Below are 25,033 nucleotides of genomic sequence, written 5' to 3'. Positions count from 1 at the left end.
TCGCTCGCCACAAGGCTAAATCATCGCGCTAGCCATTCGTTCTTGTTGATACGACCGGGCCTCCTGGTCACGCCGCCGATCAGCAAGGACCCAATGCATGAATGCCGCAGACGCACAGAAACTCGCCCGCCGCTTTATCGAACTGCCGCAGGACAAGCGCCGCTTGTTTCTGGCCGGCATGGCCCGCGAAGGCATCGATTTTGCGCAGCTTCCCATGACCTCCTGTGTCGGGGTCGATGAGCGTGACGGCCTGTCCTATGCCCAGCAGCGGATGTGGTTTCTCTGGCAGCTGGATCCGCAGAGCGCGGCCTACAACCTGCCGATGGCGGTGCGCCTGAACGGTGCGTTGCAAACTGATGCGCTTGAGCGCGCGTTCCGCCTGTTGGTGGCGCGTCATGAGTGCCTGCGCACCACCTTCGGCCAAGAAGGCGAGCGTGCGTTCCAGCGGGTGGCCGAACCCCGTGACCTGACACTGGCGATCAACGACCTGAGTGCCTTGCCTGAAGAGCGGCGCTGGCCGCAGGCGCAACAGCACATGATGGCTGAAGCCACTCAGGCGTTCGACTTGCAACAGGGGCCGCTGCTGAGCATTCGCCTGTTGCGCCTGGCCGAACAGGAACACGTGCTGTTGCTGACGTTGCACCACATCATTGCCGATGGCTGGTCGATGAATATTCTGATCGACGAGTTCATGCGCACCTACGACGGGTTAGTGGCGGGGCGGCAACCGATCTTGCCGGAATTGACCGTGCACTACCGCGACTATGCCCTGTGGCAGCGCAGTTGGCTGGAAGCCGGAGAGCGCGAGCGTCAGCTCGATTACTGGCGCACGCAGTTGGGCGAAACGCAGTTGGGTGAAGAGCCTCCGATCCTCGAATTGCCCACCGACCGTGCCTATCCGGCTCAGTCCAGCCACCAGGGCGCGCGCCTGGAAAAAGTCATCGACGGAGCCCTGCGCCAGGAGCTGAAAACCCTCGCCCAGCGCCAAGGCGTGACGCTGTTCGTGGTGCTGCTGGCTGCCTTCAAGACCTTGCTGCACCGCTACAGTGGCCAGACCGACATCCGCGTCGGCGGCTTGATCGCCAACCGCACCCGCAGTGAAACCGAAGGCGTGATCGGCTTCTTCGTTAATACCCAGATCCTGCGCAGTGAGATCACCCCACAGACCCGTTTCGGCGACCTGCTGCAGAGCTTGCGTCAAGCGGCGCTTGGCGCCCAAGCCCATCAGGAGCTGCCGTTCGACGTGCTGATCGAAGCCCTGCAACCGGCCCGCAGCCAAAGCCACAATCCATTATTTCAGGTGATGTTCAACCACCAGCCACTGGTGACCGATCTGCAGGACGTGCGGCTCGATTGCGGTTTGCAGGTCGGCTATCTGAGTGAGCAGCAACTGGCCGGCAGCGGACGTCAACATGCGGCCACCAGCGACCTGATGCTCGACACCCGGGAGGAGGGCGAGCAACTGTTCGCCGCGTTCACCTACGCCACCGACCTGTTCGACGCACCGACCATTGCCGCGTTGGCCGAGCATTGGCACAACGTGCTGGTGTCGGTCTGCCGTGATCCGCAACAACCGCTGGGCGAGGTGGCGATGCTCGGCACGGATGAGCGCGAGCGCTTGGTTCAACTCGTCGCCACCCCGGCGCTGCTGCCCGGCATGCCGCAGTTGTTTGAGGCCCAAGTGGCGCGCACTCCCTACACCAGCGCCGTGATTCTGGCGGGCGATCAGTCGCCCTCACTCAGCTATGCCGAACTGAATGTTCGCAGCAATCGTCTGGCCCATCAGTTGCGCGCCAAGGGCGTCGGCCCCGATGTGCTGGTCGGTGTGGCGTTGGGGCGCTCGCTGGAACTGGCCGTGGCATTGTTGGCCGTGCTCAAGGCCGGCGGCGCGTATGTGCCGCTGGACCCGCACACCCCGGCCGAACGCTTGCGCCATGTGCTCGATGACAGCGGGCTGAAACTGTTGCTGACCGAGAGCCCGCTGCTGAGCAGTTTGCCGGCGCTCGATGGCATCGATTGCCTGTGCCTGGATCGACTGCCGGACAGCGACGCGGCGAATCAAGACAACCTGCAAGTGACGGTAGATCCGCAGAACCTCGCGTACGTGATTTACACCTCCGGCTCCACCGGCCGGCCGAAGGGCGTGGCCGTCAGCCATAGCGCGCTGAGCGAATTCATCGCGCGGGCGATCGACTACAGCGATTTGCGCGAAGGCGATCGCGTACTGCAATTCGCCACCAGCAGTTTTGACGGTTTCGTCGAGCAATTCTTCCCGCCGCTGTGCCATGGCGCCTGTGTCGTCCTGCGCGATGCGGGCCTGTGGGACAGTGCGACCTTGCGTCAGGTGATCGTCGAACAGGGCATTACCCTGGCAGATTTGCCGGCCGCTTACTGGTATTCGGTGGTGCAGGATTACGCGGCTAACCCGCCTGTCCACTTCGGCGCCTTGCGCCAGATTCATGTGGGCGGCGAGGCGATGGCGGTGGACGGGCTGCGCCTGTGGCAACGCGCCGGGCTGGGTCATGTACGTTTGCTCAACACCTACGGCCCGACCGAGGCGACGGTGGTTTCGACCATCCACGATTGCAGCGCGCTGACCGCCGAGGCGGTGTCGTGGCGCGGCATACCGATCGGTCACGGTCTGGAGCAACGCCGGCTGTACGTGCTCGACGACGATTTGAACCTGCTGCCGCAAGGGGCGGTGGGCGAGTTGTACATCGGTGGGCCGGGCCTGGCCCGTGGTTATCACCGGCAGCCGACGCTCAGCGCCCAGCGGTTTATCGCCGATCCGTTCGCGGTCGGCGAGCGCCTGTACCGCACTGGCGATCGTGCCCGGCTGCGGGACGACGGCGCGGTGGAGTACATCGGTCGCGTCGATCACCAAGTGAAAATTCGCGGGTTCCGCATTGAGTTGGGGGAAATCGAATCACGGTTGCAGCAATGCCCGGGGATTCGTGAGGCAGTAGTGCTGGCATTGCCCCTGACCGGTGGCGCGCAACTGGTGGCGTATCTGATCGTCGATCAGAGCGTGCTCGGCAGCGCAGCGGAGCAAGCGATTCTGCGTCAGCAAATCCGCGCCTCGCTGCAGAAGAACCTGCCGGACTACATGGTGCCCGGCCATTTGCTGCTGTTGCCGCGCTTGCCCCTGACCCCCAGCGGCAAACTCGACCGCAAGGCCTTGCCGATCCCCGATCCGAGCCAGTTGCAGAGCACCTATCGCGCCCCGCAAACCGCCACCGAACAGGCTCTGGCGCAAATCTGGATAGAAGTGCTGCAGGTGCCACGGGTCGGTATCGATGACCATTTCTTTGAGTTGGGCGGGCATTCGTTGCTGGCCGCGCAAGTGATCGCCCGGATCAAAAGCCAATTGGGCGTGGTGCTGCTGTTGCGCAGTCTGTTCGAGACACCGCTGCTGGGCGATCTGGCGCTGGAGTTGGCCGCGCTGGCAGACGGTGCAAGCGATAACGACTGGTCCGACATGGATCAGTTCATGAGTTCTTTGGAGGGAGTAGAAGTATGAGCGGCAATATGGCGGAGCGTATCGCTAAAAGGTTCGTCGGTTTGCCGCTGGAGCAACGTCGACTGTTTCTCGCCAAACTGCGCGAGGAGGGCAAGGACTTCAGCCTGTTGCCGCTGCCGGTCAGTCGTCACGACTGCGCGGTGATCCCGCTCTCGTTTGCCCAGCAACGCTTGCTGTTTCTCTGGCAGCTCGAGCCGCAGAGCGCCGCGTACAACATGGCTGCTGGCCTGCGCTTGCACGGGCAGTTGAATGAGGCGGCGCTGTTGCGTTCCTTCGATCATCTGGTGGCGCGCCATGAAGTGCTGCGCACGGTGTTCCAGACCGACAACGACCAGCCGAGCCAGGTCATCCTCGACCAGCAGAGCGTGCCACTGCAACGCGTCGATCTGTCGAACGTCGCCGTGCAAGAACGTGAAACGGAGCTGGCGCGGCGGGTTCAGGAAGCGGCCGCGCAACCGTTCGATTTGCTCCACGGGCCATTGCTGCGGGCCAGTCTGTTCTGTCTGGCAGACGATGAACATGTGCTGATCGTGAGCATGCACCACATCGTCTCCGATGGCTGGTCGATGGATGTCATGGTCAAGGAATTCGTGCAGTGCTATCAGGCCTTCAGCCTGGAGCGCGAACCGCAGTTGCCGGCATTGCCGTTGCAGTACGCTGACTATGCGATCTGGCAGCGCCGCTGGCTGGAGGCCGGCGAGGGCGAGCGTCAACTTGATTACTGGCGTCAGCAGTTGGGTGAAGAGCATCCGCTGTTGGACGTGGCGGCGGATTTCCCCCGGCCGCTGACCCAGAGCTTCGAAGGTCAGACCCTGAGCTTTGATTTCGGTGCAGACCTGTCCCGGCAGTTGAACGGGTTTGCCCGGGCTCAGGGCATCAGTTTATTCATGCTGGTACTGGCCGGGTTTTCGCTGTTCCTGTCACGTCTTGGCGGCCAGCGCGATATTCGCGTTGGGGTGCCCAATGCCAACCGTGGGCGCTCCGAGGTTGAAGGGTTGATCGGCTTCTTCGTCAACACCCAGGTGCTGCGTTGCGAGGTCGATGAGCGCGGCAGCTTCGACGATTTGCTGGCCCGGGTTCGGGAAGCATCGTTCGGTGCCCAGGCCCATCAGGAGCTGCCCTTCGAGCAACTGGTGGATGAACTGGTGCCCGAGCGAACCCTGGGGCATAACCCGTTGTTCCAGGCCAAGTTCAACCAGAACGTCGGCATGCAGACTCAGCGTTCGATGAACCTGCCGGGCCTGAGCGTCACCGAGTATCCGCTGGACAAAGCAGGCACGCACTTCGATCTGGCGCTGGACATCACCGATGACGGCACGCTGATCCACGGGCAAATGACTTACGCCAGCGACCTGTACCAGCACTCGACCATCGAGGGGTTTATCCCGACGCTGCTTGGCCTGTTCCGCGAATTGCTCAGCGCCCCGCAGGCGCCGTTGCACAGTCTTGCCACCAAGCCAGTACCACCGGCGTTGACGCCACGGCAGCCGTCAGAGTCGGTATTGCAGCAATGGGATCGTCAGGTTGCCGCGCAGCCTGAAGCGCCGGCCGCACGCTGTCTTGAACGGACCTTGAGCTTTCAGGCGCTGGATCAGGACGCCAATCGCCTGGCCCATTACCTGCGAGCGCAAGGCGTGCAAAACGGGCAGCCCGTGGCGGTGCTGATGGAGCGCTCATTGGAATGGCTGACCTGTGTGTTGGGGATTTTCAAGGCCGGGGCGGTGTACATGCCGCTGGACGTCAAGGCGCCGGCCGCGCGATTGCAGCAGATGCTCGCAGGCGCGCAGGCGAAAGTCCTGCTGTGTGCCGCAGGCGATGCGCGGGAAAGCACTTTGGCGGTCACCGGTTGCCAGAGGCTGGCCTTCGCCCCCGAACGCTGGCAGGACCAGCCGACGACGAAGCCTTCGCTGACATTGTCGGCGGATGCAGCGGCCTATGTGATTCACACCTCTGGCTCCACCGGTCAACCCAAAGGCGTGCTGGTGAGCCACGGCGCTCTGACCAGTTACGTGCGTGGTGCGTTGGAGCGTTTGGCGCTGGAGCCAGCGGCAAGCATGGCGCTGGTCTCGACCATTGCGGCGGACCTGGGGTTTACCGTGCTGTTCGGCGCCTTGTGCTCCGGTCGCTTGCTGCATGTATTGCCCGAAGAGCTGGGCTTCGACCCGGACCGGTTTGCCGATTACATGGCCGAGCACCAAGTGGGCGTGTTGAAGATCGTGCCGGGGCATTTGGCGGCGCTGATGCAAGCCTCCCGGGCCGCCGATGTGTTGCCGCAACACGCACTGATCGTGGGTGGCGAGGCCTGCTCGCCGGCATTGCTCGAACAGGTGCGGCGACTCAAGCCGGGCTGCCGGTTCATCAACCACTATGGCCCGAGCGAAACCACGGTCGGTGTGTTGACCCATGAGCTCAAGGAGCTCGACTCGGATGCCCGCAGCGTGCCGGTCGGCCGTCCGTTGTCGGGTGCGCATGTCTACGTGCTGGACGATGTGCTCAACGCGGTCGCCGATCAGGTGGCGGGCGAGCTGTACATCGGCGGCGACAGTGTGGCGTTGGGTTATCTGGGGCAGCCGGGGCTGACCGCCGAACGCTTCTTGCCAGATCCGTTTGGCGCCGTCGGCGCGCGGGTTTACCGCAGCGGTGACCGGGTGCGGCGCAATCGTCAGGGAGCGCTGGAATTCATTGGTCGTGCCGATGACCAGGTCAAGGTGCGCGGCTACCGGGTGGAGCCGGCGGAAGTCGCCCGGGTATTGCTGGGCCTGAGCGGCGTGAGCGAAGCCGCAGTGTTGGCCTTGCCGCTGGACGGTGATGAAACACGCCTGCAACTGGTGGCGTACTGCGTGGCCGCGCCTGACCTGGCGTTGAATGTCGACGGCTTGCGTCAGCAGTTACAGGCCTGCCTGCCGGAGTACATGGTGCCGGCGCAGATCGTGGTTCTGGAGCGCCTGCCGCTGACCGTCAACGGCAAACTGGACAAGCGTGCCTTGCCGACGCCGGGCTTGGTCACGCAGCAATTTGTCGCCCCGGTGGGCGAGATCGAACAGAAGCTCGCCGCCATCTGGGCCGATGTCCTGAAGCTTGAACAGGTGGGCAGTACCGACAACTTCTTCGAGCTGGGCGGCGATTCGATCCTCAGCCTGCAAATCATTGCCCGGGCCAAACGCCAAGGCATCAAGCTGAGTCCCAAGCAACTGTTCGAGAAGCAAACCATCGGCCAGTTGGCGGCAGTCGCCAAGCTGATCGAGAGCAAACCGGCGGCCAGCGTCGCGCAAAAAATCAGCGGCGATCTGCCGTTGTTGCCGATCCAGGCGCGTTTCTTCCAGACCGACATCCCCCAGCGTCATCACTGGAACCAGTCGGTGATGCTGCAGCCGCAATCACCCCTCGACGCGTCCCATCTAAGCAACGCATTGGCTGCACTGATCGAGCAGCACGATGCGCTGAACCTGAGTTTCCAGGCGTCGGGCGAGACTTGGCAGGCGACATTCCAAGCGCAGCGCCACACAGACCTGTTGTGGGTGCGGGCACTGGACGACCTTGCCGATTTGCCAGCGCTGGCCACCGAAGCCCAGCGCAGTCTCGATCTGCAACAGGGCCGTCTGGTGCGCGCGGTACTGGTGAACCTGCCTGACGCCACACAACGTTTGCTGCTGGTGATCCATCACTTGGTTGTGGATGGCGTGTCCTGGCGGGTGCTGCTGGAAGATTTGCAGCTAGCCTACACCGCGTTGGCGGCAGGCAAGGCGATTGTCCTGCCGGTTAAAAGCAGCTCGCTCCAAGCCTGGGCGCAACACCTGCACCGTTACGGGCAAAGCGATATTTTGAAGGCCGAGCGCGACTACTGGCAGCGCACGCTGGAAGGCGGCAACAGTGACTTGCCGAGGGATTTCCCCGAGACGCGACAGACTCGCCGTCAGGCCGCTCGGGCCACTTCACGCCTGAACAAAGCGCTGACCCACGCGCTGCTCAAAGTGGCACCGGCGGCCTATCGCACCCAGATCAACGACCTGTTGCTGACCGCCCTGGCGCGGGTGCTGTGTGACTGGAGTAAACAGGATTCGGTGCTGATCCAGCTCGAAGGCCACGGTCGCGAAGACCTGTTCGACGACCTGGATTTGAGTCGCACCGTCGGCTGGTTCAGCAGCCTGTTTCCGGTACGCCTGACCCCACAGGCAGAGCCGGGCACTTCGCTGTGCGCGATCAAGGAACAACTGCGAGCGGTGCCGGGCAAAGGCATCGGCTACGGCGTGCTGCGCTACCTCGCAGGCTTCGAACCGCTGCGTGAACTGCCGCCGCCGCGCATCACGTTCAACTATCTGGGCCAGTTCGACGGCGCGTTCAGTGCCGCTGACGGCGCACTGTTCATGCCGACTGCCGAAAGCACTGGCGAGCATCAGGATGACGCTGCGCCCTTGAGCAACTGGCTGAGCGTCGACGGCCAGGTCTATGACGGCGAGCTGGAATTGAGCTGGACGTTCGGCCAAGGCATGTACCGCCCGCAAACCATTCAGGCACTGGCCGATGCTTATTGCCATGAACTGGAACGACTGATCGAGCATTGCACTGCCGGTGAGCATGCCGGGGTCACGCCGTCGGACTTCAATCTGGTGCGCCTGACGCAAGCGCAACTGTCGGCGTTGCCGGTGCCGGCGCGGGATATCAGCGATCTCTATCCGTTGTCGCCGATGCAGCAGGGCATCCTGTTCCACAGCCTCAACGAGCCGGATGGCCCGGCCTACACCAATCAGTTGCGGGTCGATGTGCAGCAACTGGACGCCGAGCGTTTCCGTCAAGCCTGGCAGCAGACGCTGGAGGCCCATGAGATTCTGCGCACAGTATTCGTCTGGCCCGAGGACGCCGATGCGGCGGTGCAGATTGTCCGGCAGACGGTGCAGATGCCCATGACCGTGCAGGACTGGCGCGGTCGTGATGATCTTCAAGCGGCGCTCGATCAGTTGGCCCGAGAGGATCTAACCGCCGGTTTCAAACTGGACCAGGCTCCGCTGTTGCGCGTGCTGCTGGTGCAAACCGGTGAGGCGCAGCATCACCTGATCTACACCAGTCATCACATCTTGATGGATGGCTGGAGCACCTCGCAGTTGTTCGGCGAGGTGTTGCAACGCTATGCTGGCATGACGCCGGCGGCGACCCCGGGGCGCTATCGCGATTACATTGAGTGGCTGGGCCAGCGCGATGTTCAGGCCAGTCGCGAGTTCTGGACGTCGGCATTGGCTGACCTTCAGGAGCCGACCCGCTTGGCCAGCGCCATGCCGGTCAGTCAGACGCCGGCCAGCGGTTATGCCGATTACCAACATGTGTTCAGCGAACAACAAACCGGTGATTTGAACCGCTTTGCCCGCGAACAGAAAGTCACCCTCAATAGCCTGATGCAAGCCGCGTGGCTGGTGCTGTTGCAGCGCTATACCGGCCAGGACACCGTGGCCTTCGGCGCCACTGTGGCCGGTCGGCCGACGGACTTGCCCGGCGTCGAGCAGCAGATCGGCCTGTTCATCAATACCTTGCCGGTGGTGGCTTCGCCGTCCGCCGAGATCCCGGTCGGCCAGTGGATTCAGCAGGTGCAGAGCCTCAACCTGGCCCTGCGCGAACATGAGCACACGCCGCTCTACGATATCCAGCGCTGGGCGGGGCAGGGCGCGCTGTTCGACAGTATTCTGGTGTTCGAGAACTATCCGATGGCCGAAGCGCTGGCCCAAGGCTCTGCCACCGGTCTGGAGTTTTCCACCCTCTCGCGTCAGGAACAGACCAACTATCCGCTGACGCTGGTGGCGGTTACCGGTCGTGAGTTGACCCTGGGCTTGAGCTTCGATCAGGCCTGTTTCGATCACGCCACCATCGCCGACCTGAGCAACCAGCTTGAAGGCCTGATGATGCAAATTATGGCGGACGCTTCGCAGCCTCTGGGCGCGTTGCAACTGCTGGATGGCGCACCGCGTCAAGCGGCTGTCGACTGGGGCAAGGCCGCGATCACGGCGCTGGATTCGCGCAACGTGGTCGAGCGGATTGACGCACAGGCACAACGCAAACCGCAGGCCGCGGCGGTGTTGTTCGCCGAGCAGACCCTCGATTACCGCACCCTCGACACTCGGGCCAATCGACTGGCGCACAAGCTGCAAGCGCTGGGTGTCGGGCCGGAAGTGCGGGTCGGCGTGTGCATGCGCCGCACGCCGGACATGCTGGTCGGGCTGCTCGCGATTCTCAAGGCCGGCGGAGCCTACGTGCCGCTGGACCCGGAGTATCCGCAAGAGCGCTTGCTGCACATGCTTGAGGACAGTTGCGCGGCGGTGCTGCTGACCGAAGCCGCGTTGCAGGCGATGTTGCCCGAGGCGTTGCCGTCTCAAGTGTTGTTGGTCGAAGAGGGCGCCGAATGGCTCGCCGGGTATCCGTCCACGGCGCCTGTCAGCCGGATCGTGGCGCAGAACCTGGCCTACGTGATTTACACCTCCGGTTCCACCGGCAAGCCCAAAGGCGTGGCGATTACCCACGCTAACCTCGCGGCGCTGATCCAGTGGTCGCAGGGTGTTTACCGCGATGAGCAGATGCGTGGCGTGCTGGCCTCGACTTCGATCTGCTTTGACCTGTCGGTGTGGGAGATTTTCGTCACGCTGGCCAGCGGCGGTTGCATGGTGCTGGCGGACAACGCTCTGGCGCTGTCCGAGTTGCCGGCCCGTGAGCGCGTGACGCTGATCAACACGGTGCCGTCGGCGATTGCCGCGCTGCAACGGGCCGGGCAGATTCCGGCGTCGGTCACCACCATCAATCTGGCCGGCGAGCCGCTCAAGCAGACGCTGGTCGATACGCTGTACGCCAACACCTCGGTCAAGCAGGTTTATGACCTGTACGGGCCGTCGGAAGACACCACCTATTCGACCTTCACCCTGCGCACCGCCAACAGCCGGGCGAACATCGGGCGGCCGCTGGATAACACCGTGGCCTACCTGCTCGACAGCCAGTTGCAAGTGCTGCCGGCAGGGCTGGCGGCCGAGTTGTACCTGGCCGGTGCCGGCGTGACTCGAGGTTATCTGCTGCGTCCCGGCCTGACGGCTGAACGCTTCGTACCGGACCCGTTCGCCACCCATGGTGAGCGGCTGTATCGCACCGGCGATCTGGTGCGCCAAGGGCCTGACGACACGATTGAGTACATCGGTCGTGCCGACCATCAGGTGAAGATTCGCGGCTTCCGCATTGAGCTGAGCGAGATCGAAGCCCGATTGCTGGAACAGCCCGAGGTGCGCGAAGCCGTGGTGCTGGCGCAGGAGGGCGCGGCGGGCAAGCATCTGCATGCCTACGTCGTAGCGAGCCAACCGGGCAATTTATCGTTGGTGGAAACCCTGCGCGCGGCGTTGGCCAGCCGCTTGCCGGCGCACATGGTGCCGAGCCATCTGCACGTGATCGACGCGCTGCCGCTGACCCCCAATGGCAAGCTCGACCGCAAGGCCCTGATGGCGCTGGGCGGCAATCCGACGTTGCAGCGTTACGAAGCGCCGCGCACCGATCTGCAATGGGAAGTGGCGACCGTCTGGCAAGAGGTGCTGGAAGTCGAGCGCGTGGGCATGACGGACAACTTCTTCCAATTGGGCGGGCATTCGTTGCTGGCGACACTGGTGGTGACCCGGATCAAGGAGCGCCTGGGTGACAAGGTGCCGCTCAAGGAGCTATTCGAAGCCGACACCCTGCAAGCGTTCTGCACTCGAATCGAAGCGTTACGCGTCGAATTATCGCCGGTTCAGGACGAATTGGCTAAATCCCTGGAGGCCCTCAAACGTCTATCCCTCGATGATCTGGAAAAACTGATTTCTTGAGGGGAACAACGCGTGCAAGAGTTAATCGAGTCGGTAGGACAACTTTCGGCTAAGCAAAGAAAGGCTCTGGCGGTTCTGCTCAAGCAGAAAGGCGTCAACCTTTTTGACATTGCCCCGGTTTTCAAGCGCACGGCTGAAGAACCGTTGTTGCTGTCCTACGCTCAACAGCGCCAGTGGTTTCTCTGGCAATGGGCGCCGCACAGCGCGGCCTACAACATTCCGACGGCCCTGCGCTTGCAGGGCCCGCTGGATGTGGCCGCGTTGCAGCGCAGCGTCCAGGCGCTGGTCGAACGTCACGAAACCTTGCGCACGGTGTTCACTCAAGACGCCGGGCAACCCTTGCAAACGATCCTGCCCGCAGGATTGTTTGCCCTGGATATTCACGAGCTGAGCCCTGAACTGGCGGCAAACCCGCAGGCGTCGATCCAGGCCTTCGTCCAGACCCAGAGCCAGCAAGCTTTCGATTTGCAGACCGGCCCGCTGTTGCGCGCGGCCCTGCTGCAAGTCACCCCGCATGATCACGTGCTGGTGCTGACCCTGCACCACATCGTGTCGGACGGTTGGTCGTTGCAGGTGATGATCGAGGAGCTGGTGCAGTTGTATGCCGGTTTCAACCTCGGGCATGACGCTGGGCTGCCGGCCCTGCCGATTCAATACGCCGACTACGCCCTGTGGCAGCGGCAGTGGATGGAGGCCGGCGAACAGGAACGTCAACTGGCCTACTGGCAACATAAGCTCGGCGGCGAGCAACCAGTGTTGGAGTTGCCCACCGACCGTGCGCGTCCGGTGGAGCAGAGTTTTGCCGGGGCCAGCCACAACCTGATTCTGGACCCGGTGCTGAGCGACAGCCTCAAGGCTTTCGCCCGACGGGAAAACGTCACGCTGTTCGTGCTGTTGCTGGCCTCGTTCCAGACCTTGTTGTACCGCTACAGCGGCCAAACTGACATCCGCGTCGGTGTGCCGGTGGCCAACCGCGGGCGCGTGGAGATCGAGCGTCTGATCGGTTTTTTCGTCAACACCCAGGTGCTCAAGGCGGACGTCGACGGGCAAGCCAGCTTCGTCGATTTGCTGCGCCAGGTTCGGCAAACCGCACAGGAAGCCCAGGCGCATCAGGACCTGCCGTTCGAACAACTGGTGGAAGCCCTGGAGCCGGGACGCAGCCTGAGTCACAGCCCGTTGTTCCAGGTGATGTTCAATCATCAGGCCGAAAGCCGGATCAGTGTCGAGACGCGCTTGAACGGCTTGAGCATTGAACCGCTGGAATGGCAAAGCGCAACCGCGCAATTCGATCTGGTGCTGAACACCACCGAGCAGGCCCATGGCATTGAAGCGGTGCTCAAATACGCCACCGACCTGTTCGAGCCTGCGACCATCGAGCGTCTGGCGCAGCATTGGCGCAACTTGCTGCGGGCGATCGTTCAGGACCCGACTCAGCGCATTGCCCAACTGCCAGTGCTTGATGATGCGCAGCAACAGCAACTGCTCGCACACTGGAACCCAAGCCCGGTGGTGCATCCGGTCAGCCAGTGCATTCATCAGTTGATCGAGGCTCAAGCCGAGCGTCGTCCGCAGGCGCCGGCGGTGGTGTTCGCCGGGCAACGGCTGACGTACGCCGAACTCAATCAACAGGCCAACCAATGGGCGCATCAGCTGATTGCCCGTGGCGTCGGCCCCGATGTTCGAGTGGGCGTGGCGGTTGAGCGTTCGCTGGACATGATCGTCGCCATTGTCGCTGTGCTGAAGGCCGGTGGCGCTTATGTACCGCTGGACCCGAGCTACCCCGACGACCGTTTGCGCTACATGATCGAGGACAGCGGGATCGAGCTGTTGCTGACCCAGGGCCACCTCTTGGCGCAGCTACCGATTCCACCGGGACTGGCCTGCCTGGACCTGAATCAACCGCTACCGGAAAGCAGCACGGCCAATCCGCCGTGCCTAACCACCGCGGACAACCTCGCGTATGTGATTTACACCTCCGGGTCCACCGGCAAGCCCAAAGGCGCGTTGCTGCCCCATGGCAATGTCATTCGCCTGTTCAGCGCCACCGATCACTGGTTCGGTTTCGGCCCCGAGGACAGCTGGACTCTGTTCCATTCCTACGCGTTCGACTTCTCGGTCTGGGAAATTTTCGGCGCGCTGCTTCATGGCGGCAAACTGGTGGTGGTGCCCCACGACGTCACCCGTTCGCCGGAAGAGTTCTACACCTTGCTCTGTGATGAACAAGTCACCGTTCTGAACCAGACGCCGTCGGCGTTCAAACCGCTGATGCAAGTAGCCAGTGCTTCGTCGCGCAACCATGCGCTGCGTTACGTGGTGTTTGGCGGCGAAGCGCTGGAAGTGCAGAGTTTGCGTCCCTGGTTCGAGCGTTTCGGTGATCGTGCGCCGACCCTGATCAACATGTACGGCATCACCGAAACCACCGTGCATGTGACCTATCGCCCGCTGTCCATGGCGGACTTGCAACAGACCCACAGCAGCCCGATCGGCGAGCCGATTGTCGACCTGTCGTGGTACTTGCTCGACGACGCGTTGAACCTGGTGCCCCAAGGCTGTATCGGCGAGTTGTACATCGCCGGGGCCGGGCTTGCGCGGGGGTATTTGAACCAGCCGGGCATGAGCGCCACCCGGTTCGTTCCGGACCCGTTCAATCCTCAGGCTGGTGAACGTTTGTACCGCACCGGCGACCTGGCGCGGCTGCGCGGCGATGGGGTGATCGAGTACATCGGCCGTATCGACCATCAAGTGAAAATTCGCGGTTTCCGTATCGAGCTGGGGGAAATAGAAACCCAATTGCTCAACCATGGCGCGGTACGTGAAGCCGTGGTGCTGGCGGTCGAAGGGCTCAGTGGGCAGCAATTGGCCGCGTGGATCGTGCCGAGCGAACCACTGGACGCGGACGCCCATGCCGGCTTGCGCGATTCGATCAAGGCGCAATTGCGTGAAACCCTGCCGGACTACATGGTGCCGGTCAGCTGGGTGTTCCTCGACCGTCTGCCGCTGACGGCCAACGGCAAGCTCGATCGCAAGCAATTGCCCAACCCTGATGTGAGCCTGGTGCAAGAGGCTTACGCGGCACCGCGCAGTGAACTCGAACAGCGTCTGGCCGAGATCTGGCAGGACGTGTTGAAAGTCGAGCGGGTCGGCCTCAACGACAATTTCTTCGAACTGGGCGGCGATTCGATCATCTCGATTCAGGTGGTCAGCCGGGCGCGTCAGGCGGGCATCCGCTTCTCGCCCAAAGACATCTTCCAGCACCAGACCGTACAACGCCTGGCCACCGTCGCACAGCAGAGCGATGCGGTGCAGGCGATGCAAGGTGATGTGCTCGGCGCTGCCGTGCTGACCCCGATTCAACAGTACTTTTTCGCCACCGAGATTCCTCAGCGTCAGCACTGGAACCAGTCGATCCTGCTGACCCCCGCCGAGCCTCTGCAAGCGGCTGCGCTGGAGCAGGCTCTGGAACATCTGCAACGGCATCACGATGCCTTGCGTCTGCGCTATCGCCAAACCGCAGGCGGCTGGGTGCAGGAACATGCCGCCGTCGATCAGCCGAACACACTGTTGCGCACTGTGGCGTTGCCAGACAGCGAGGCTTTGCCGGCGCTGTGCCTGGCGTTGCAGCGCAGCCTGAACCTGAGCGACGGCCCGTTGATTCGTGCGGCCCTGGTGGACTTGCCCGATGCCAGCCAGCGACTGCTGTTGGTGATCCACCATTTGGTGGTCGATGGTGTGTCGTGGCGGATCCTGCTGGAAGACCTGCAAACTGCTTATCAGCAATTGAGCGCCGGCACGCCGTTGCGCCTGCCGGCCAAGACCACGGCGTTCAAGGATTGGGGCGAACGCCTGCAAGGTTATGCGCGCAGCGCCGGGCTGGAAACCGAGCTGGATTACTGGCGCGGGCAACTGAGCGAAGCGCCGGCGGACTTGCCGCTGGACAACCCCCAAGGACAACTGCAGAACCGTTTCGAGCGCAGCGTCGATACCCGTTTGGATGCCGAGCGCACCCGGCAACTGCTGCAACAGGCGCCGGCGGTGTATCGCACTCAGGTCAACGATTTGCTGTTGACCGCACTGGCCCGGGTTTTGTGTGAATGGACCGCCTCCGACAGCGCTCTGGTGCAGCTCGAAGGGCATGGCCGCGAAGACCTGTTCGATGACCTCGACCTGAGCCGCACCGTGGGCTGGTTCACCAGCATGTTCCCGGTGCGCCTGACTCCGCAGGCCAGCCTCGAAGCGTCCATCAAGGGCATCAAGGAACAACTGCGCTCGATCCCGAACAAAGGCATCGGCTTTGGCTTGCTGCGGTATCTGGGCAGCGACGCTGCGCAGGCAGCCCTGAGCGGTTTGTCCCAACCCAAGGTGACGTTCAACTACCTGGGGCAGTTCGATAACAACTTCGACGAAGGCGCCCTGTGGGTGCCGGCCACCGAAGACAAGGGCGCCGGGCAGGACGAACAGGCGCCGATGAGCAACTGGCTGACCATCGACGGTCGCGTCTACCAAGGGCAATTGAGCCTGACCTGGACTTACAGCGGTGACGTGTTCGAAGAGGCGACCATCAACGCCCTGGCTCGCGCTTATGAAGTTGCGCTGGGCGAGTTGATCGACCATTGCCTTAGCCATCCGAGCGGTGGCCTGACCCCTTCCGATGTGCCGTTGGCCGGGTTGTCCCAAACGCATCTGGACAGCCTGCCAATCGCCGCGCAGCGGATCGAGGACATTTACCCGCTGGCGCCGATGCAGCAGGGCATTCTGTTCCACAGCCTGTACGACGCCGACGCCAGCGCTTACGTCTATCAGATGCTGCTGGATATCGACGGTCTGGATGTACCGCGCTTCCAGCAAGCGTGGCAGCGGGTGGTGGACCGTCATGAAGTGCTGCGCGCCGGTTTCATCTGGGGGCGCGAGGGCCTCGATACACCGCTGCAAGTGATCTATCGCCAGCTGACCCTGGAAATGCCGGAAGTGGATGTGCGCGACGAACCGGATCTGCAAGCCGTGCTTGAGGCCCGTGCCTTGGCTGATCGCGAACGCGGTTTCGACTTGCAGAATCCGCCGCTGCTGCGCCTGTGCCTGTTGCGCACCGCCGATGACCGTCATCGTCTGATCTTCACTTGCCACCACATTCTCATGGACGGCTGGAGCAACTCGCGGATGTTTGGCGAAGTGCTGCAGGATTACGCCGGGCATCCGGTGCCGAGTGCGCAGGGCCGTTATCGCGACTTCCTGGCCTGGCTGCAACGCCAGGACAAGGACGCGGCGCAAGCCTTCTGGCGCGGGCAATTGGCCGAACTGGACGAACCGACGCGGCTGGCCTCGGCCTGCCACGGGCAAACCGTGCCCGGCCCCGGCAAAGGCGTGCATAAGCTGACCTTTGACGCAGCCTTTACCCAGCGCCTCAACGGTTTTTCGCGCCAGCAGCAAGTGACGCTCAACAGTTTGGTGCAAGCCGCGTGGCTGCTGGTGTTGCAGCGCTATACCGGGCAGAGCAGTGTCGCGTTCGGCGCGACGGTGTCCGGTCGCCCGGTGGACCTGCCGGGCATCGAGCAACAGTTGGGCCTGTTCATCAATACCCTGCCAGTGATCGCCAGCCCGCCAGCGACCTGCAGTGTCAGCGACTGGGTGCGCAGCGTGCAGGACAAGAACCTGCTGCTGCGTGATTACGAACAGACGCCGTTGCAAGACATTCAACGCCTGGCCGCGCTCAACGGCGAAGCGTTGTTCGACACCTTGCTGGTGTTCGAAAACTACCCGGTGTCCGACACCCTGGAGGCCAATCCGGGCGGCTTGCGTTTCAGCGGTCTCGAACACCGTGAGCAAACCAACTACGGCCTGACGCTGATTGCCGGTGCCGGCGAGGTGTTGAGCCTGGACTTCAACTATCTCACCGAGCACTTCGCCGAGCGCAGCATTGTCGGCCTGGCCGCTCATCTGGAAGAAGTGCTGCGCCAGTTCCTCGACGCACCGCAACGTTTGCTGGGTGAGATCGGCCTGTTGCCGGCGACCGAGCTGCGCACGCTGGCCGAATGGAATGACCATCACGCAGCGTACCCGGCCCAAGCCTTGATCCATCAGGGCTTTGAAGCCCAGGTCGAAGCTCGGCCACAGGCGATTGCCTTGCGGCATGCCGGCGCCGAGCTGACCTATGGCGAACTCAATCGCCGCGCCAATCAACTGGCCCGTCATCTGCAAACGCTGGGTGTCGGTGCGGAAATCCGCGTGGGCGTGGCGATGCCCCGTTCCGCCGAGCTGGTGATTGCCTTGATGGCAGTGCTCAAGGCCGGTGGCACCTACGTGCCGCTGGACCCGGACTACCCGGCGGATCGCGTGGCCTACATGCTCGACGACAGTCAGGCGCGGGTGTTGCTGACGCAGCCGCATTTGCTGTCGCAATTGCCCGAGACCCAAGCCCAAGTGGTGTGGGTCGAGGCGGGCGGGCAGGCCTTTACCGACCTCGCGCCGCACAACCTTGAGGGCCGGATCGACTCCGCCAACCTGGCTTATGTGATTTATACCTCCGGTTCCACCGGTAAACCCAAAGGCGTGGCGATTGCTCATCGCAACGTGCAGGCGTTGATCCACTGGTCGCACGAGGTGTACAGCGAGGAAGATCTGCAAGGCGTGCTGGCCTCGACTTCGGTGTGCTTCGACCTGTCGGTGTGGGAAATTTTCGTCACTCTGGCCCGCGGTGGCTCGATCATCATGGCGCGCAACGCCCTGGAATTGCCGGACCTGCCGGAGCGCGATCAGGTGCGCCTGATCAACACCGTGCCGTCGGCCATCGCGGCCTTGCAGCGCGCCGGGCAGATCCCTTCAGGTGTGCGCATCATCAATCTTGCGGGTGAACCGCTCAAGCAAGGCCTGGTGGACACTCTGTACCGCGAGACTTCGGTCGAACACGTTTACGATTTGTACGGGCCGTCGGAAGACACCACCTATTCGACCTGCACCCGTCGCGAAGCCGGCGGCCAAGCGAACATCGGCCGGCCGCTGGTGAACACCACCGCGCACTTGCTCGATGCCCAGTTGCAGGCCGCGCCGATTGGCGTTGCTGCCGAGCTGTACCTGGCCGGCGACGGCATTACCCGTGGCTATCTGTTCCGTCCGGGCCTGACCGCCGAGCGCTTTGTGCCCAACCCGCTGGCCAGCAATGGCGAGCGGATGTACCGCACCGGCGACCTGACCCGTTTGCGTGATGACGGCCTGATCGAATACGTCGGCCGCATCGATCATCAGGTCAAGGTGCGCGGGTTCCGTATCGAACTGGGTGAAATCGAAGCGCGCCTGCTGGCCCACGACAGCGTGCGCGAAGGCGTGGTGCTGGCGGTGGAAGGTCATAGTGGCCAGCAACTGGCGGCTTATGTGGTGCCGATGCAGGCTGATCTGAGCCCGCAACAGCAGGACGATCTGAGCGAAGCGCTCAAGGTCGGACTCAAGGCGCACCTGCCGGATTACATGGTGCCGGCGCAATGGCTGTTCATTGAACAATTGCCGCTGACCCCCAACGGCAAACTCGACCGCAAAGCCTTGCCGACCCCGGACGCCAACCAGCTGCAACGCGATTACGTGGCACCGCGCACCGCGCTGGAACAGCAGATTGCCGGGATCTGGCAAGACATTCTGAAACTCGAACGGGTCGGCGTGACCGACAACTTCTTCACCCTGGGCGGCGACTCGATCATCTCCATTCAGGTGGTGAGCCGGGCGCGTCAGCAGGGAATCAGCTTCACGCCCAAGGATCTGTTCCAGCAGCAGACTGTCCAGGGGCTGGCCACTGTCGCGCAACTCGGCAAAGCCCTGGCGCCAACCGATCAAGGCCCGGTGACAGGTGAGACGCCGTTGCTGCCGATTCAGCAATGGTTCTTCGAACAACCCTTGCCGCAGCGTCATCACTGGAATCAGTCGGTGCTGCTCAAACCGTTGAACCCTCTGATGGCTGCGCCGCTTGAGCAGGCCTTGCACGCGCTGATCGATCATCACGATGGCCTGCGCCTGGGCTTTACACAAACCCCAGGCAGCTGGTCGGCGAGCTATCGGACCGTGGAACAACAGCGCCTGTCGCCGTTGTGGCTGGAATCGGTCAGTGACGCCGCCCACCTGGAACGCGTCGCCGAACACGCCCAACGCAGCCTGGATCTGCAACAAGGCCCGTTGTTGCGCGCGGTATTGTTCGATTTGCCTGAGGGCGAACAGCGCTTGTTGTTGATCGTTCATCACCTGGTGGTCGATGGTGTGTCGTGGCGGATCCTGCTGGAGGATTTGCAGGGCAGCTACCGCCAGTTACTGGCCGGCGAACCGTTGGCATTGGCGGCCAAGACCACGTCCTTCAAGCATTGGGCGGAGCAATTGCAACGTCACGCCCGCAGTGAATCGCTGCTTGGACAACTGCCTTACTGGCAGGCGCAGCGCTCGGACGGCGCGCCGCTGCCGCAAGATAACCCCCAGGGTAGCCTGCAGAGCCGCCATGCCTTGACGCTTTACAGTCGCCTGAACCCGACCTTGACCCGACGTCTGCTGCAACAGACCCCGGCGGCTTACCGCACACAGGTCAACGACCTGTTGCTGACGGCGCTGGCACGGGTGATCGCCCGTTGGAGCGAACAGTCGTCGGTGCTGATTCAGCTCGAAGGCCATGGTCGTGAAGATGTGTTCGACGACCTCGATCTGACCCGCACCGTAGGCTGGTTCACCAGCCTGTTCCCGGTCAAATTGACCCCGACCCAGGAGCTGGCCGGCTCGATCAAGCAAATCAAGGAGCAACTGCGCGCGATTCCGGATCGTGGCATTGGTTACGGTGTGCTGCGTTATCTGGGTGACGAGGCTTGCCAGGCGTCGCTGCGGACCCTGCCGACACCGCGTATCACCTTCAACTACCTGGGCCAGTTCGATGGTAGCTTCGATAGCCAGAGCGGTGCCTTGTTTGTGCCGGCCGATGAGGTCAAGGGCGCAGAGCACAGTAACGATGCGCTGCTGGGTAACTGGCTGACGCTCAATGGCCAAGTGTACGGCGGCGAGTTGAGTGTTGGCTGGTCATTCAGCACGCACATGTTCAATGCCTCGACCATCGAACGCCTGGCCGAGGAGTACGCCCGGGAACTGGAGCTGCTGATCGAGCATTGCTGCCACCCGGACAGCCATGGAGTCACACCGTCGGACTTCCCGTTGGCGCATCTGGATCAGGCCCGACTGGACGCCTTGCCGGTAGCCCCGTCCCGGATCGAAGACATTTATCCGCTGTCGCCGATGCAAGAGGGCATGCTGTTCCACACCTTGTCGGACAATGGTTCGAGCCTGTACGTCAATCAGATCAGTTTGCCGGTGGGCGGTCTGGATGTTGAGCGTTTCCGCAAGGCCTGGGAGGCGGTCATCGCGCGTCAGGCCATCCTGCGCACCAGCTTCCATTGGCACGATGGCTTGGCCAAACCGCTGCAAATAGTCCAGCGTCAGGCGACGCTCGATTTGCAGGTGCTCGACTGGCGCGATCGCGACGCCAGCGAGGCGGACATCGCCGCGCGGGCCGCCGAGGACCGCGCGCGAGGCTTCGAGCTGACCCAGGCGCCACTGCAGCGAGTGTTGTTGATTCGCAGCACTGAAGATCAGTATCAGATGGTCTGGACCAGTCACCACATCTTGATGGACGGCTGGAGCAGTTCGCGGCTGTTTGGTGAGGTGATCCAGCACTACGCCAAGGGTGAAATCAGCGCAGAAAACGGCCGCTACCGCGACTTCATTGCCTGGTTGCAAACCCAGGACCAGGACGCCCGGGAGCTGTTCTGGAAAGCCCGGCTGGCCCCGGTCAACGAGGCGACGGCGTTGAGCCAGGCCATCCATCCACGGCATGTGTCCGATGAACCTGGCCACAACGCCATTTACTCCCATTGGGACGCGCAACAGACCGATCGTCTGCTGCAGTTCTGCCGCGATCTGCGGATTACGCCGAACACGTTGATCCAGGGCGCATGGTTGCTGCTGTTGCAGCGCTACACCGGGAAAAACACCGTGACCTTTGGGGCCACGGTGTCCGGGCGTCCCGAGAGTTTGCCCAATGTCGGCAACATGCTGGGTCTGTTCATCAACACCTTGCCGATCATTCAAACGCTGGAACCGGATCAGCCTCTGGCAGACTGGCTGAACCGGATCCAGGCGTACAACCTGGATATCCGCGACCATTCCCAGGCTCCGTTGGCGGACGTGCAACGCTGGTCCGGCCTGGGCGGGCAGGCGCTGTTCGACAGCATTATCGTGTTCGAGAACTACCCGATCGACGATCGCCTGCAAGAGGACAACGATACCGGCCTGAGCTTCGGCAAATCCATCGGCCATGACGTGACGAACGTGCCGATGGACCTGGCGGTGACGCTCGGCGACGAACTATCAATTGAGTACCTGTACCTGCGCAGCCACTTCAATGCTGAGGCGGTGGAAGGAATTCGCCTGACCCTGGAAAACACCCTCGAGGCGATGATGCGCGCGCCTGACGAACGGCTGGGTAACCTGCAGCGCCTGTCGCCTGAACAATGGCAGGCGATGCAAACCTGGAGCGCCGAACCGCCAGCGGATCATCAGCCGCAGTTGTTGCCGGAGCTGATCAGTCGACACGCACTGACTCAGCCTGAAGCCATTGCGGTGCAATGTGCCGGGCTGAGCCTGAGCTACGGCGAACTGGAACGCCGGGCCAATCGTCTGGCCCATTGCTTGATCGAGCATGGCGCGGGGCCGGAAGTGGTGATCGGCGTGGCACTGCCGCGTTCGCTGGAAATGGTCGTCAGCTTCCTCGCCGTGCTCAAAAGCGGCGCTGCGTATGTGCCGCTGGACATCGATTATCCGCCGGAGCGTCTGGCGTACATGATCGAAGATTCGGGCATGGCGCTGCTGCTGACCCAGAGCAGCCTGCGAACGACGTTACCGGCGCCCGAGGGTCTGTTGCGCCTTGAGCTGGATCACCTCGACGAGTCCCGTTATGCCGATGAGGCGCCGGTGTGTCGCGTGCTGGAGCAAGGGCTGGCTTATCTGGTTTACACCTCGGGTTCTACCGGGCGGCCAAAAGGTGTGGCGGTTACCCAAGGACCACTGAGCATGCACTGTCAGGCCATCGCCAAACTGTATGAAATGGACACCCGCAGTTGCGAACTGCACTTCATGTCGTTCGCCTTCGACGGTGCTCATGAGCGCTGGTTGAGTACGCTGTACAGCGGCGGTCGGCTGGTGGTGCGGGACGGTTGCCTGTGGACGCCGGAGCAGACTTACCAAGCGCTGCACGAGTATGGCGTGACCATCGCCTGCTTCCCGCCGGCCTACCTCAAGCAACTGGCCGAGTACGCCGCAGCCAGCGGTATCGCACCGCCACCGGTGCGCATCTATTGCTTCGGCGGCGACGCGGTGCCAGACCAGACCTTCGAACAGGTCAAGGCAGCGCTGCGTCCCGAGTACTTCACCAACGGCTACGGCCCGACGGAAACCGTGGTCACGCCGATGCTGTGGAAAGTGCCGGTGAGCCAGCAGTGTGAAGCGGCTTATGCGCCGATCGGCCGGGCGGTGGGTGCGCGTTCCCTGTATGTGCTGGATGAAGAACTGAATCCGCTGCCGCCCGGGTTTGCCGGCGAGTTGTACATCGGTGGCTACGGGGTTGCCCGTGGTTATCACGGTCGGCCAGACCTGACCTGCGAACGCTTCGTGCCCAACCCGTTTGCCAGTGGCGAGCGGCTGTACCGCACCGGCGACCTGGTGCGCTTGCGTCAGGACGGCGTGGTCGATTACGTCGGCCGCATCGACCATCAGGTCAAGGTGCGCGGGTTCCGCATCGAGCTCGGTGAAGTCGAGGCCAGCCTGCGGCAACTGGCGCAGGTCAGCGACGCCTTGGTGATCGCCCGGGACAACGCCTCCGGCAAGCAACTGATCGGTTATGTCGTCACCGATGCCGGGCAGCACTTGGATGATAAGGCGCTGTGCGATGAACTCAAGGCCGGTCTGCGCACCACCTTGCCTGAATACATGGTGCCGGCGCAGATCGTTTGCCTCAGTGCCTTCCCGATCACCCCCAACGGCAAGCTTGACCGCAAGGCATTGCCCGAGCCGGAATTCAAAAGTGAGGAATATGTCGCCCCGCGCAATCAGCAGGAAGAACTGCTGGCGGAGATCTGGTCGCAGGTGTTGCAGGTGGAGCAGGTCGGTATCAGCGATAACTTCTTCGAACTGGGCGGCGACTCGATCCTGAGCCTGCAAGTGATTTCCCGGGTCAGGAACCACCCGACCCTGCAGATGGAACTCAAGCTGCGCGATCTGATGCGCTACCAGACCATCGCCGGCATCGTCGAACAGGACGTGGTCAAGGCGAGCACCGCGCAACCGTCGGTGGACCTCACCCATGTGGCCAGTGAAGGGTTGTTCAATCTGCTGCCGATCCAGGAGTGGTTCTTTGCCGAAGGCATGGCCGAGTCTCATCACTACAACCAGTCGTTTTTGCTGAGTGCGCGTCAGACGCTGGATCTGGATGCCCTGGAGCAAGCGCTGGGCTGGATCGAAAACCACCACGACACCTTGCGCCTGCGCTTCTGTCAGGAAGGCGGGCGCTGGTTGCAGCGCTATGCCGCACCGACCGAACGCCGCGAGCCGGTGCTGTGGCGCCGTGAAGTCGAGAGCAGCGAGCAGGTAGAAGCCTTGGCCAACCTGACTCAGCGCAGCCTCAAACTCGACGATGGACCGGCCTGGCGTGTGGTGCACATCGCCTTGCCGGACGGCCAGGCGCGGCTGTTGATGGTCATCCACCATCTGGTGGTCGACACCGTGTCGTGGCGGATTCTGCTCGACGACTTGAAGGTGGCCTACGAGGCTTGCGTGATGGGCATCGAACCGCAACTGCCGATCCGCACCAGCAGCTATCGCGCATTTGCCGAAGCCCTGCAGGCGCAGGCGCCGGTGATTGCCGAGCAGGAATTGGGCTACTGGCTGGAGCAACTGGACCAGCCGAGCGTCGACCTGCCGTGCGACAACCGTCGCGGCAAGAATCAGGTGCGTCACCAGGCTCAGGCGCGGCTCAAGTTGTCCCGCGAGCACACCGAACAATTGCTCAAGCAGGCGCCGGCGGTCTATCGCACGCAGATCAATGATTTGCTGTTGTCGGCCCTGAGCCGGGCGTTGTGTCGCTGGAGCGAACAACCGTCGGCGCTGATTTTGCTGGAAGGGCACGGCCGCGAGGACCTGTTCGAGAACATCGACCTGAGTCGCAGCCTGGGCTGGTTCACCAGCATGTTCCCGGTACGGCTCACCCCAGACAGCGCGGACATCGGCGCGTCGATTGTCAACGTGCAGGCGCAGTTGGCGGCCATCCCGCAGAAGGGCATCGGCTACGGCGTGTTGCGTCATCTGGCCGGCCCGCAACTGGCCCGCCAGTTGGCCGACCTGCCGCAGGCACGGGTGACGTTCAACTATCTGGGCCAGTTCGACCAGAGCTTCGACGAGCAAGCGCTGCTGGTGCCGGCGCTGGAAGAAACCGGCGACAACTACAGCCTGCAGGCCAATCTGGGTAACTGGCTGGAGGTTGTCGGCCAGGTGTACGACGGTCAGTTGGCGCTGCGCTGCATCTACAGCACCCAGCGTTATCGAGCCAGCACCATGGAGTCGTTCATGCAGGATTATCAACGCGAGCTTGAGGCGTTGATCGAGCATTGCATGGCGCGAGTGGGCTGAGAGCCGG

General features: G+C 62.8%; 3 protein-coding genes. All 3 read left to right on the top strand.

Annotation, left to right across the window (positions count from 1 at the left end):
- Nucleotides 1-97: 97 nt before the first annotated feature.
- The 3 genes from AB3226_RS05845 to AB3226_RS05835 are packed head-to-tail and all read left to right on the top strand — an operon-like array spanning nucleotide 98 to nucleotide 25,026.
- A complete protein-coding gene (locus AB3226_RS05845) occupies nucleotides 98-3,520 on the top strand; it encodes an amino acid adenylation domain-containing protein (RefSeq protein ID WP_367372374.1) in 3,423 nt (1,140 codons plus the stop codon).
- Nucleotides 3,517-11,340 carry an amino acid adenylation domain-containing protein gene (locus AB3226_RS05840; protein ID WP_367372373.1) on the top strand — a complete coding sequence of 2,608 codons (7,824 nt, stop codon included), beginning with the start codon at nucleotides 3,517-3,519 and terminating at the stop codon, nucleotides 11,338-11,340. Before AB3226_RS05845 ends, AB3226_RS05840 begins: the two co-directional genes overlap by 4 nt.
- 12 nt (nucleotides 11,341-11,352) lie before the next feature.
- Nucleotides 11,353-25,026, top strand: a complete 13,674-nt coding sequence (locus tag AB3226_RS05835) for a non-ribosomal peptide synthase/polyketide synthase (RefSeq protein WP_367372372.1) — start codon at nucleotides 11,353-11,355, stop codon at nucleotides 25,024-25,026.
- Nucleotides 25,027-25,033 lie beyond the last annotated feature (7 nt).

The organism is Pseudomonas lini, from assembly GCF_964063345.1.
Classification (GTDB): domain Bacteria; phylum Pseudomonadota; class Gammaproteobacteria; order Pseudomonadales; family Pseudomonadaceae; genus Aquipseudomonas; species Aquipseudomonas lini_B.
Note: the sequence above shows the minus strand (reverse complement) of the source record. Positions and strands in the feature narration are given on the sequence as shown.

Bases quoted from the DNA above. Each gene is read 5' to 3' on its own strand.
- AB3226_RS05840 (WP_367372373.1), top strand. From the start codon at position 3,517: ATGAGCGGCAATATGGCGGAGCGTATCGCTAAAAGGTTCGTCGGTTTG.
- AB3226_RS05845 (WP_367372374.1), top strand. From the start codon at position 98: ATGAATGCCGCAGACGCACAGAAACTCGCCCGCCGCTTTATCGAACTG.